We start from the raw sequence: 12,326 nt of genomic DNA, 5'->3' as shown, positions 1-12,326 counted from the left end.
TAAGAAGGATCGAGCCTTGACCCAGGAAAAGCCCCGCAAACGCCGTGGCGCCGGACGCGTGACCCTGAATGCAGTGGCGCGCGAGGCTGGCGTTTCGGCGATTACCGTGTCGCGCTACTTCAATCAGCCGGAATCGGTCTCGCCGGAGCGCCGCGAGCGGATTGCAGCGGTGGTGGCCGAGCTGGGTTACGTGCCAAATCTGGTGGCCGGCGGACTGGCCTCGGCGCGGGGCAAAATCGTCGGCATGGTGATTCCGAACATCTCCGGGCCGATCTTTGCCAACACCATTCAGGGCTTCAGCGACACCCTCAGCCGCCACGGTTATCAGCTGCTGCTGGCGTCGAGTTACTTCAGTACCGAGCAGGAAGAAAACGCCGTGCGCGCGTTTCTCGGCTGGTCGCCGGCAGCGTTGGTGCTGACCAGCCATTTCCATAGTGCGGGCACGGAAAAGATGATCGCCGAAGCGGACGTTCCGGTGATCGAAACCTGGGATTACCAGCCGGATCGCGAGCCGATGCAGATCGGCTTTTCGCACTATGAAGTCGGCGTGACCGCCGCACGTTATCTGCACGATAAAGGCTATCACCGCATCGCCTTCGTGCAGAACAGCGCCCCTGGTGACCTCAGTGCCCTCGAACGTCGCGACGGTTACGCCGCCACCGTGCGCGAGTTCGGACTGCAGCCGTGGGTATTCGCCCCGGACGCCGACCGCGCGCCGTTCGAAGCCGGCAAGCAAGCGATGGAAGCGCTGATGAACGCCTCCCCGCGCCCCGACGCGATCATCTTCGCCAACGACAACCTCGCCGCCGGCGGCTTGCTCGCCGGGCAACGCGCAGGCATCAAGATCCCCGAAGACTGCGCCGTGCTCGGCTTCGGCGATTACCCGTTCGCCGAGATGCTGTTGCCCAGCCTGAGCACGATCAAGCCACCGGCACTGGAGATCGGCGTACTGGCGGCAACGCGGGTATTGGAAAGCCTTGGGGTGTTGCCGAGCGATGATGTGCAGCGCCTGAATCTGTTGCAGTGCAACGTGATTGAGCGCGAGAGCACCTGACATACATGCCTGCGGCAGCCCCTACAGGTTGTTCGTCATGCCGACAATTCGCGTAACGCAGCTGCGGCCAGAAATCCGGAGCGGGAACTGTAGCGTTGATCACGCCGGACTGTTTGATCAATACGCTCCAGCAGTTGCTCGGGCAGCGTGGCGTTGAAGCGTACCGACTTGCCGAAATAGGGCGTGATATCAAAGTCGACAACACCCCAGATTCCACCCGCGTAATCCGGGTTGTCGAGATGTGCATCAATGTCCTGAACTCGAGGCAACGGTGCACCATCAGCCACCAATCCCTCATAGTGCAGGGCCAGAGCCTCCTGAGTGTTTTCAAAAGCTTCGGCTACCGTGCTCCCTGCGGAGAAGCACCCCGGTACATCCGGGACAATCACTCCGTAGTCCGAGTCGGCATCCTTGTGCAAAACGACCGGGAATTTCATAAACGTGAATCCTTCCTCTGACGTGTCCATAAAAGGACTTTCACTTCCAATAACGGGATTCATTTCAACCCCGCCTGTTTCAAAATGCTGTTGATCGTCCCTTTGGGAAGGTCTGAATCCGGATGCTTGATCGTCACCCGACCCGGCTTGCGCGGATGCTTGTACTGATGGTGACTACCCTTCACTGCAACCAGATACCAACCATCCTCCTCGATCATCCTGATCATTTCCCGACTACGCATTTCCTTCGCCCTTTTCGACAGCAAGAGCTGGTCACTCTAGGGCGTGGACAACCGATTGATACACACAATACACACTCGGATAAATATTAGCTGAGTGAACAAACACCCGATTATTGGTTCGACCAACGGCAGACGCGGGCCAGCGAGAAAGGGCCTTCTCGTCCAGATACATTTGAATGAGTCGCGAAATATGTCGATCGAGAAGGGTTGGCTCGTATGGTTGTGGGCTGACTTGTCTATGCTCTAAATGACACCGAGGTGGCCCTTTCGCGAGCAAGCCCGCTCCCACAGGATCTTGGTTGTACGCAGAATCTGTGAATGACCGAGATCACTGTGGGAGCGGGCTTGCCCGCGAAAGCGTCCGATGAAGCACCGCATAACCCGCAGGCACGCCTATGCACACCGCCATCATCATCTTCTTCGGCCTGGTCCTGCTGGCCCTGATGCTCTACATCGGCGAGCGCATTGGCTTCAGTCGGCAAACGTTGGCCTACAGCTTCGCCGCGCTGTGGCTGGCGTTGACGGTGATCAATGGTGCGGTGGGGGTGGTGCATGCCGGGCAGCCGCTGGGTTCGGAGATCGCGGTGGGCAGTGCGGTGTTCGGGGTGCCGATGGCGGCGATGGTGTTGTTTATGGTGCTGAGCGCCGAGTCGTGAAACGTCCCGGCGCTCAGTTGCCGATCAACGCACCAGATGCAGGAACTGCATGTGGCGTTCGTACTGGTCGAGGATGTCGTTGATGATCTGTTCCTTGGTGTAGCCGACCAGATCGTAGTCCTGACTGCCCTCGCTCAAGTGCACTTCAGCGCGGTAGTAGCGGCGGTTGTTGAGTTGCTTGGAACCCATGCCGCCACGGGCGAACGACGGCGTGAAGTAGCCGCGCATCTGCACCTGGTAGATGAACGGATGCTGCTCACCGTGGCCTATTTCCAGGCTGATGTTGTCGTGCGCCGGGTCCGGCTGGGTGACCACGTTCAGACCCTTCTCGACAAATACCGCCGTCACTTCTTCAATCGCCGGGCGCACCGTGGTGTCCATGAAGCGGTACACCTCGTCGCGTGACGGGAAGTGCACCGCCTGACTCAGGCGCTGGCGCCAGCCGCCCGTGCCACGCCGCGAACCGGAGACCGGTGCCAGCGAATGCAACTGCGCGATCTGCTTCTGCGACTCCAGATAGAACGCCTTGTGCAGGCCCCACATCATCAGCAGCAAAATCATCGAGAACGGCAGCGAGGTCAGCACCACCGCCGATTTCAGCGCATCGATGCTGCCGGAGAACAGCAGCGCACTGGTGATCAACGCGGTCATCGCGCCCCAGAACACTCGCAGCCATTTCGGCCCGTCTTCGTCCGGGTTGCCGCCCTTGGCCGACAGGGTCGAGAGCACCACGGTGCCGGAGTCGGCGGAAGTGACGAAAAACACGAAGCTGATGAACACCGTCACCGCGATGACAGTCTTGCTCCACGGGTAGGTTTCCAGCAGCAGGTAAAGGCTCATCGACGGATTGTCGAGGGCCGACATGCCCAGTGCCGACATGCCGTGATTGAGCACCTGATCGATCGCACTGTTGCCGAAGATCGACATCCACGCCAGGGTGAAACCGAGCGGAATCAACAGCACGCCGAAGACGAATTCGCGGATGGTCCGACCACGGGAAATCCGCGCGATGAACAGGCCCACGAACGGCGACCATGCAATCCACCAGGCCCAGTAGAACACCGTCCAGCCACCGAGCCAGTCGCTCGGTTTGTCGTAGGCGTAGAGGTCGAAACTCTTCATCGGCAACGCGCCGAGGTAATCGCCGAGGTTCTGGATCAAGGTGTTGAGCAGGTGCTGGGTGGGACCTGCGAACAACACGAACAGCAGCAGCGCACAGGCCAGCAGCATGTTGATGTCGGACATCACCCGCACACCCTTGTCCACACCCGACACGGCGACGATGATCGCCGCACCCATCATCAACGTGATCAGGCCGACCTGAATCCACTGGGTGTGAGCGATGCCGAACAGGTAGTCCAGACCGGAATTGAGGTGCAATACGCCGAAGCCCATGTCGGCGCCCAGACCGAACACCGTGGCGATGATGCCGAAGCCGTCCACCGCGTAGCCGATGGGGCCGTTGATGCGCTTGCCGATCAGCGGGTACAGGGCCGAACGCAAGGCCAGCGGCAGGTTATGCCGGTAGGCGAAATAGGCCAGCGCCATGCCGACGAAGGCGAACACGCCCCAGCCGTGCAGGCCCCAGTGCAGAAACAGAATCTGCATCGCCTGGCGCGCCGCATCGGCGGTGCCGGCCTCGCCTTGCGGCGGTTGGGCCAGGTGCGTCAGTGGCTCGGATACGCAAAAGAAAAACAGCGTGATGCTGATCCCGGCGGCGAACAGCATGCCGGCCCAGGACAGGTAACTGAACTCGGGTTCGTCGTGGTCGGCACCGAGTTTTATCTTGCCGTAGCCCGATAACGCGGTGACCACCACGAAGACCAGATACAGGGTCATCGCGAGCATGTAGTACCAGCCGACCGTGTTGGCCGCCCAGTTTTGCGCAGCCAGCAACCAGGCGCCGGCCTGCTCCGGCATGGCGATGACAACCAGACCAAACAGCAGAATCACCGTCGCGGCGAAGTAGAACACCGGCGGATTCATGCGCACCAGACCGCTGGCGGGGGTAGACGATGCACTCATGAAACGTGCACCTCAAGGGGTTGAAACGTGGCTGAAATGATCGGACTCAGCAAAGGCAAGCCTCCTGTTGTGAGCGGGCAGCGAACCACCGGTTTAACTTGAATGAACGTTCAAGTTAAACATGGATAGGGTGGTAAGGACTAATCGCAGGGCCAGGCGGTAGTTTTCCTACAGTAGCCCAAGGAGGGGTATGACGCGGGTTTGAGGGGATTCGTTCAATGGAGAATTGGCTGAATGCCATTATCTCGATCTGACCCAAAAAACCATTCGCGAGCAGGCTCGCTCCCACATTTGAAACGCATCCCAGTGTGGGAGCGAGCCTGCTCGCGAAGAGGCCTGACGCGGCAACGCAGATTCAGGAACTTACTTCTGCGTCCCGTCATCATGCTGCAGATTGGCCTGAGTCAGGTTGCTCCCCGCCGGCACGCTGCGCGTCAGCCACACATTACCGCCGATGGTCGACCCCTGGCCGATAGTGATCCGTCCCAGAATCGTCGCGCCGGCATAAATCACCACGTCGTCCTCGACAATCGGATGGCGTGGATGGCCCTTCTGCAACTGCCCGTCTTCATCCGCCGGGAAGCGCTTGGCGCCCAAAGTCACGGCCTGATAGATCCGCACACGCTCGCCGATGATCGCGGTCTCGCCGATCACCACACCCGTACCGTGGTCGATGAAGAAACTGCGGCCGATCTGCGCGCCCGGATGGATATCGATGCCGGTGGCCGAATGCGCAATCTCCGCGCTGATTCGCGCGAGTAACGGCAACCCGGCGCGGTACAAATGGTGCGCCAGACGATGGTGAATCACCGCCAGAATTCCCGGATAGCACAGCAACACTTCATCGACGCTGCGCGCCGCCGGATCGCCGTGATAGGCCGCCAGCACGTCGGTATCGAGCAGGCTGCGCAGGCCCGGCAAGGCCAGGGCGAAATCCTGAATGATACGGATCGCCTGAGCTTCGACGTCGGCATCGCCTTGAGCGCTGTGCCGCGCGACATAACGCAACTCCAGCCGCGCCTGCGCCAGCAAGGCATTCAATGAGGTATCGAGAGTGTGGCCGACATAGAAGTCCTCACTTTCCTCACGCAGATCCACCGGCCCCAGCCGCATCGGGAACAACGCGCCACACAGCGCTTCGAGAATCTCGGCCATCGCCGCGCGGGACGGCAACTCACGACCACCCTGCTCGCCGCTGGCCCGGCCATTCTGGGTACGCCACTGATCCCGCGCGGTACGCAGTTGGCTGACGATGGTCTGCAATTGCCAATGGCTGGAACGCTCGCTCACGGTAAAGACTCCTCACGGGCGGCCGGACGGTCTGGCCGCGTCAACGGCGACTACTTTACGGCATGCCCGTGAGGGCGAATTAAGAACCGATAGTGCTGGACTAAGCACATTTGGCTATAAGCGATTCACGGTTGCCCCGGTAAAACGGCGTGCCTATAGTCCTGTCATCTTTCTCCGCCAGTACGGACTCATGATCAAACAACAGCTGGATCGCTTTAACCGTCTCGACCTGCTCGGCCAACCCACGCCGCTGGAAAAACTTGAACGTCTGTCCGCCTGGCTGGGCCGCGATGTGTACATCAAACGCGATGACCTGACGCCGCTGGCCATGGGCGGCAACAAGCTGCGCAAACTCGAATACCTCGCCGCCGATGCCCTCGCTCAGGGCGCCGACACGCTGATCACCGCCGGCGCCTTGCAATCGAATCACGTACGCCAGACCGCCGCATTGGCGGCCAAACTCGGCTTGGGTTGCGTGGCGCTGCTGGAGAATCCGCTGGGCACCGACGACAGCAACTACACCGGCAACGGCAACCGCCTGCTGCTCGATCTGTTCGACACCAAGGTCGAGCTGGTGGACAACCTCGACAACGCCGACGAACAACTGGCCGCACTCGCCGTGCGCCTGCGCAGCAATGGCAAGAAACCGTATCTGGTGCCGATCGGTGGCTCGAATGCCCTCGGTGCATTGGGCTACGTACGTGCCGGTCTGGAACTGGCGGAACAGATCAAGGACACCGGCCTGAATTTCGCCGCCGTGGTGCTGGCCTCGGGCAGCGCCGGGACCCACAGCGGTCTGGCATTGGCCTTGAGCGAAGCACTGCCGAAATTGCCAGTGATCGGCGTAACGGTATCGCGCAGTGAAGAAGACCAACGCCCGAAAGTGCAGGGTCTGGCCGAACGCACGGCGGAGCTGCTGGGTGTGAAATTACCAGTGAACTTCAAGGTCGAGTTGTGGGACGAATACTTCGGCCCGCGTTACGGCGAACCGAATGCCGGGACACTGGCGGCGGTGAAACTGTTGGCCAGTCAGGACGCGGTGCTGCTCGACCCGGTATACACCGGCAAGGCCATGGCCGGCCTGCTCGACGGGATCGGCCGCCAGCGTTTCGACGAGGGCCCGATCATCTTCCTGCATACCGGTGGGGCGCCGGCGTTGTTTGCCTACAAGGATTCGCTGACAAGCTGATCCTCCCAGCTGCAAGAATTTCTGTGGTGAGGGGATTTATCCCCGTTGGACTGCGCAGCAGTCCCCTGCTCTTCAAGTCAGAAGAGAGGGCCGCTTCGCGCCCCATCGGGGATAAATCCCCTCGCCACAATTGATCACATATATTCGAAACTGGAATAACAGAAAGATCATTAAGTATTTTCAAGTCTAAAGCAGACATCTTATAGTCTCGCCGCAGGCGAATTTCGGGCAAGACGCATAAGCTGCTTTAGGGCACGATAACGCAGTCGTTCAACTCCCGGATTCGCCAACCTTCCTTAAGCGTCTTCCATAAGAAAACACAGGGGCTTGTCATGAATTTTTCCGCACTACGTCGCAATCTGCTGGTAGGTTCGCTGGGCCTTGCACTGAGCGCCGGCCTGATCGGCCAGGCAACCGCCGGTGAGCAGCTGCAACAGATCAAGGACAAAGGCGTCATCAACGTCGGCCTGGAAGGCACTTATCCACCGTTCAGCTTCGTTGACGAGAACGGCAAACTGTCCGGTTTCGAAGTCGAACTCTCCGAAGCCCTGGCGCAGAAACTCGGCGTCAAAGCCAAGATTCAGCCAACCAAGTGGGACGGTATCCTCGCTGCACTGGAATCCAAACGTCTCGACGTCGTGGTCAACCAAGTGACCATCTCCGACGAACGCAAGAAGAAGTATGACTTCTCCGAGCCGTACACCGTTTCCGGGATTCAGGCGCTGGTGCTGAAGGACAAGGAAGCCAAGTTGAACATCAAGACTGCCGCCGACCTGTCCGGCAAGAAAGTCGGTGTCGGCCTGGGCACCAACTACGAACAGTGGGTCCGCGCCAACGTGCCGGGCGCTGACGTGCGTACCTACGACGATGATCCGACCAAGTTCGCCGACCTGAACAACGGCCGCACCGACGCCATCCTGATCGACCGTCTGGCTGCACTTGAATACGCCAAGAAAGCCCCGAAAACCGTGGCTGCCGGTGAAGCGTTCTCCCGTCAGGAATCCGGTATCGCCCTGCGCAAAGGCGAGCCTGAGCTGCTGGCTGCGGTGAACAAGGCTCTCGACGAGCTGCGTGCCGACGGTACCCTTGAGAAGCTGTCGAAGAAATACTTCAACGCTGACGTCACCAAATAATGGAAGAAGCTTTCCAACTCGCACTGGACTCCGCGCCCTTTCTGCTCAAGGGCGCGTATTACACGGTCATCCTCAGTCTGGGCGGCATGTTCTTCGGCTTGCTGCTGGGCTTCGGCCTGGCCTTGATGCGCCTGTCGCGCTTCAAACTGGTGAGCTGGATTGCCCGCATCTACGTGTCGTTCTTTCGCGGCACGCCGTTGCTGGTGCAACTGTTCGTGATCTATTACGGCTTGCCGCAATTGGGTCTGGAACTGGATCCACTGCCAGCGGCGCTGATCGGCTTCTCGCTGAACATGGCTGCCTACGCCTGTGAAATCCTCCGTGCGGCAATCGGTTCGATCGAGCGCGGCCAGTGGGAAGCCGCCGCAAGCATCGGCATGACCCGCGCGCAAACCTTGCGCCGGGCCATTCTGCCGCAGGCCATGCGCACGGCACTGCCGCCGCTGGGCAACAGCTTCATTTCGCTGGTCAAGGACACGGCACTGGCCGCCACCATTCAGGTGCCGGAACTGTTCCGTCAGGCGCAACTGATTACCGCCCGGACTTTCGAAGTCTTCACCATGTATCTTGCCGCCGCGCTGATCTACTGGATTCTGGCCACGGTGCTGTCGCACCTGCAGAACAAGCTGGAAGAGCGGGCCAATCGGCATGACCAGGAGTCCTGACCCATGATTGTCGTGGAAAAACTGACAAAGCAGTTCAAGGGTCAAGAGGTGCTCAAGGGCATCGATCTTGAGGTGAAGGAAGGCGAGGTCGTGGCCATCATCGGCCCCAGCGGTTCGGGCAAGACCACGTTCCTGCGCTGCCTGAATTTCCTTGAGGAGCCCACCAGCGGCCGGATCAAGGTCGGCGATATCGAGATCGATACCCGCCGCCCGCTGAGCCAGCAGCAGAGTCTGGTGCGCAATCTGCGCCAGCACGTGGGTTTCGTGTTCCAGAACTTCAACCTGTTCCCCCACCGCACCGCACTGGAAAACGTCATCGAAGGGCCGATCGTGGTCAAGAAGATGCCGCGCGAGCAAGCCGTTGCCCTGGGCATGAAGCTGCTGGCCAAGGTCGGTCTGGCCGGCAAGGAAGATGCGTATCCGCGTCGTCTGTCCGGTGGTCAGCAACAGCGCGTGGCGATTGCCCGGGCGCTGGCGATGGAGCCGGAAGTGATCCTGTTCGACGAGCCGACTTCGGCCCTCGACCCGGAACTGGTGGGCGAAGTACTGGCGACCATTCGCGGTCTCGCTGAAGAAAAACGCACCATGGTCATCGTCACCCACGAAATGGGTTTCGCCCGCGACGTGGCTAACCGTGTGGTGTTTTTCGACAAGGGCGTGATCGTCGAGCAAGGCGGAGCCAAGGCGTTGTTTGCCAACCCGAAAGAAGAACGCACCAGACAGTTTCTCAGCAAGTTCCTGAATCACGCCTGAGATACTTATTGTCTTGAGTCATCAACTTCCATGGACGGAAGTTTTACTTGCCCCGCCTGAAAACTTCTAAATTCCTCCATCTTAAACCTGTCAAAACAATACATATATGTTCTGCAACAGATACAAGTAATCTGCGGCGCGCTTTCGTGCCTGTGAAATGATCTAAATCGACCGGCACAAAAATCGCGAAACTCGCGAAAAACCGTAGTTCCATTCGCCATCACCGCTAGGCAGGATGCCTCATCAGCGTAGGACGCTTCTGATTAATCGGTAATTCACAGATTAACTAAGGCACTCTATTGACACTCTTTCCGGCACGCTCTTATCTAGTCGCCAACCGGCACCCATTAGTTGAATCAACGCTTACTCAGCCCGAACAAAGTTCACGGTTGTATTACCGATTCATCACGCCTTTTGTTGTTTCAAGAAACGGACTTCGCCGCAAGACTTCAAGGAGAGAACCCGATGACCCGCACTTCGCACGCCCCCGAACTGGCAGCGCCGAATCTGGCGTCCGCATCCAAAAACGCCATCAATCTGGCCGCTGCCGCGCATTTGCTGATCGATGTCCTGCCCTACCCCGGCATGGACGCCGGTGATCTGATCGAACTGTTCTGGAACAACTGCTACGTCGCCTCGCGAGTCTTGACCAGCGAAGACGTCGGCGCCTCGATCAGCCTGCGGGTGCCGGAAAGCTTTATCGCCAGTGGCACCGCACGGATTCACTATCGAGTGATGCAGATCGGTCAGGGACCGGCGTTGTCGGCGGCCACGCGGGTGCAGGTCAAGCTCGACTGCCCTGGCGGCCAGCCTTCGCCACTCTGCGGTGACGAGAATCAGCAACTGGCACCCGTCTCGCTGCCCGACACCATTCGCCGCCAGGGCGTGAACCCCAGTCAGATCAAACGCGGTGTGCCACTGACCATCGAACCCTACCTGAACATGGCCGAGGACGACGCCATTACCTTGCGCTGGGGCGACGTGCGTATGGACCTGGCCCGGATCACCGCTGCCGATGTCGGCCTGCCGATTCAGGTCTGGGTGCCACCGGCAGTGATCGTCGAGGGGGGTGAGGATCTGCGTCTGGACGTGACCTACTGCGTCATCGACTGGGTGGGCAACAACTCACGCTGGGCGCCGCCCCGGACGCTGAAGATCGGTTGCGTGAATCCTTATCTGAAAGTGCCGCTGCGCCAAGCGCTGAAGGCTGCTGAATCGACCAAGGATTGATGCCGCATTCCTGTGCTCATGGGGCTTTGTAGTGAGGTGATTTAGCGAAACGTCGCACCGCCCCGATGGACTGCGAAGCAATCCCGTTTTTTATGACTCAGAAAAGGCCGCTGCGCGGCCTGTCGGGGATGAATCCCCTCACCACAGGTTGTATTGCCACGGCTGAGAGCCTGTTAACCAACCCGACCACCGCCCCTTCTATACATATTCCTAAAAGTTAGTTTATTTAATATTTATACACGCTTAGGGTATATGAACCGGACCACCGGACATTCTTTCGTTCGCCGCACTTTTGCGGCGTTTTTCATGAGATGTGAGGTAGGTAGTATGGTCCGGAACACAATCACCCCAGTGCAGATCGCCAGGGCATTGCGTGCAGCCAAGGAGCGGCACTGATGTCCAGTCTGGCAGACGCAAATCTCCAGTCTGATCTGGACATCGCCCCACTGTTGTTGCCCGCGCAGGTTTTGCGCAACGACGCCCAAGCCATCAAGGCTGCCCACGAACTGGCGCAAGTCGCCCGCGCGCAGGCCGCCAAACGTGATCGTCAGCGCAAGCTGCCGTGGTCGGAAATCGAACAGTTCACCCGCAGCGGCCTCGGCAGCATTGCCATTCCGCGCGAATACGGTGGCCCCCAAGTTTCATTTGTCACATTGGCCGAAGTGTTCTCGATCATTTCCGCGGCCGATCCGGCGCTGGGACAGATCCCGCAGAACCAGTTCGGCATCATCAATCTGGTACTCGGCAGCGCCACCGAAGCGCAGAAAAAACAGCTGTTCCAGAGTGTTCTGGAAGGCTGGCGCATCGGCAATGCGGGTCCTGAGCGCGGAACCAAAAATACCCTGGAATTGAAAGCGCGCATCACCGCCGACGGCGATGACTACGTGATCAACGGCCAGAAGTTTTATTCAACCGGCGCGCTGTTCGCGCACTGGGTGGCGGTCAAGGCGCTCAATGACGACGGCAAACAAGTGCTGGCCTTCGTCCGCCGTGGCACCCCGGGCCTGCGCATCGTTGATGACTGGTCGGGCTTCGGTCAGCGCACCACCGCCAGCGGCACGATTCTGCTGAACAACGTGCGCGTCGAGTCGAGCCTGGTCGTCGATAACTGGAAGATCAACGAGAAGCCCAACACTCAAGGCGCGGTGTCGCAGCTGATTCAGGCAGCCATCGACGCCGGCATCGCCCGTGGCGCCATCGACGATGCCATCGAGTTCGTCAAAACTCGCGCGCGGCCCTGGATCGACGCGAAGGTCGAGCACGCCAGCGATGACCTCTACGTGATCGCCGACATCGGCAAACTGAAAATCGAACTGCACGCGGCTGAAGCACTGTTGCGCAAGGCCGGCAAAGTGCTCGACCAAGTCCATGCCGCGCCGCTGACCGCCGAGTCCGCCGCCCGCGCTTCGATTGCGGTGGCCGAAGCCAAAGTGCTGACTACCGAGATTTCCTTGCTCGCCAGCGAGAAGCTTTTCGAACTGGCCGGCAGCCGCGCGACCCTCGCTGAATTCAACCTCGACCGCCACTGGCGCAACGCCCGGGTGCACACCCTGCACGACCCGGTGCGCTGGAAATATCACGCGGTCGGCGCCTATCGCCTCAACGGCACTCTACCGGCTCGCCATTCCTGGATTTAACGACCAGACATCTGG

General features: G+C 59.7%; 12 protein-coding genes. 8 read left to right on the top strand and 4 right to left on the bottom strand.

All coding sequences use genetic code 11. The features are described 5' to 3' along the window. The first annotated feature begins 16 nt into the window (after positions 1-16). Complete coding sequence (locus tag ACOYXG_RS00600; protein WP_460355302.1) at positions 17-1,054, top strand: LacI family DNA-binding transcriptional regulator; 1,038 nt, start codon at positions 17-19, stop codon at positions 1,052-1,054. A gap of 35 nt (positions 1,055-1,089) precedes the next feature. Here ACOYXG_RS00600 and ACOYXG_RS00595 read toward each other — a convergent pair whose 3' ends face one another. Together ACOYXG_RS00595 and ACOYXG_RS00590 are read right to left on the bottom strand one after the other, a co-directional pair. Further along, positions 1,090-1,491 carry a type II toxin-antitoxin system HicB family antitoxin gene (locus tag ACOYXG_RS00595; protein ID WP_003220616.1) on the bottom strand — a complete coding sequence of 134 codons (402 nt, stop codon included), beginning with the start codon at positions 1,489-1,491 and terminating at the stop codon, positions 1,090-1,092. Positions 1,492-1,550: 59 nt separating this feature from the next. Continuing rightward, positions 1,551-1,733 (bottom strand): type II toxin-antitoxin system HicA family toxin, encoded by a 183-nt coding sequence (locus tag ACOYXG_RS00590; RefSeq protein ID WP_027611194.1) that lies wholly within the window; start codon positions 1,731-1,733, stop codon positions 1,551-1,553. Between the two features lie 395 nt (positions 1,734-2,128). Between ACOYXG_RS00590 and ACOYXG_RS00585 the strand changes: the two genes are divergently transcribed. Further along, positions 2,129-2,389 (top strand): hypothetical protein, encoded by a 261-nt coding sequence (locus ACOYXG_RS00585; protein ID WP_025110994.1) that lies wholly within the window; start codon positions 2,129-2,131, stop codon positions 2,387-2,389. Between the two features lie 24 nt (positions 2,390-2,413). Here ACOYXG_RS00585 and betT read toward each other — a convergent pair whose 3' ends face one another. Together betT and epsC are read right to left on the bottom strand one after the other, a co-directional pair. Then, positions 2,414-4,375 (bottom strand): choline transporter BetT, encoded by a 1,962-nt coding sequence (gene betT, locus ACOYXG_RS00580; protein ID WP_166496387.1) that lies wholly within the window; start codon positions 4,373-4,375, stop codon positions 2,414-2,416. 402 nt (positions 4,376-4,777) lie between these two features. Then, positions 4,778-5,704 carry a serine O-acetyltransferase EpsC gene (epsC, locus tag ACOYXG_RS00575; RefSeq protein ID WP_095137901.1) on the bottom strand — a complete coding sequence of 309 codons (927 nt, stop codon included), beginning with the start codon at positions 5,702-5,704 and terminating at the stop codon, positions 4,778-4,780. A 190-nt stretch (positions 5,705-5,894) separates the two neighbouring features. Between epsC and ACOYXG_RS00570 the strand changes: the two genes are divergently transcribed. The 6 genes from ACOYXG_RS00570 to ACOYXG_RS00545 all read left to right on the top strand — a co-directional run bounded on the left by ACOYXG_RS00570 (position 5,895) and on the right by ACOYXG_RS00545 (position 12,311). After that, positions 5,895-6,893 carry a D-cysteine desulfhydrase gene (locus ACOYXG_RS00570; protein ID WP_460355297.1) on the top strand — a complete coding sequence of 333 codons (999 nt, stop codon included), beginning with the start codon at positions 5,895-5,897 and terminating at the stop codon, positions 6,891-6,893. 332 nt (positions 6,894-7,225) lie between these two features. Then, a complete protein-coding gene (gene tcyJ, locus ACOYXG_RS00565) occupies positions 7,226-8,026 on the top strand; it encodes a cystine ABC transporter substrate-binding protein (RefSeq protein ID WP_027611190.1) in 801 nt (266 codons plus the stop codon). After that, a complete protein-coding gene (gene tcyL / locus ACOYXG_RS00560; RefSeq protein WP_003220607.1) occupies positions 8,026-8,691 on the top strand; it encodes a cystine ABC transporter permease in 666 nt (221 codons plus the stop codon). The genes tcyJ and tcyL overlap by 1 nt, the downstream gene beginning before the upstream one ends. A 3-nt stretch (positions 8,692-8,694) precedes the next feature. Continuing rightward, positions 8,695-9,444 carry an L-cystine ABC transporter ATP-binding protein TcyN gene (gene tcyN / locus ACOYXG_RS00555; protein ID WP_460355294.1) on the top strand — a complete coding sequence of 250 codons (750 nt, stop codon included), beginning with the start codon at positions 8,695-8,697 and terminating at the stop codon, positions 9,442-9,444. A gap of 465 nt (positions 9,445-9,909) precedes the next feature. Next, entirely contained in the window at positions 9,910-10,674 is a 765-nt protein-coding gene (locus ACOYXG_RS00550; RefSeq protein WP_027611188.1) for a hypothetical protein, read from the top strand. Positions 10,675-11,069: 395 nt separating this feature from the next. Continuing rightward, positions 11,070-12,311 carry an SfnB family sulfur acquisition oxidoreductase gene (locus ACOYXG_RS00545; protein WP_460355291.1) on the top strand — a complete coding sequence of 414 codons (1,242 nt, stop codon included), beginning with the start codon at positions 11,070-11,072 and terminating at the stop codon, positions 12,309-12,311. Positions 12,312-12,326: the final 15 nt, after the last annotated feature.

It is taken from the genome of Pseudomonas sp. G3-39, assembly GCF_054790485.1.
Note: the sequence above shows the minus strand (reverse complement) of the source record. Positions and strands in the feature narration are given on the sequence as shown.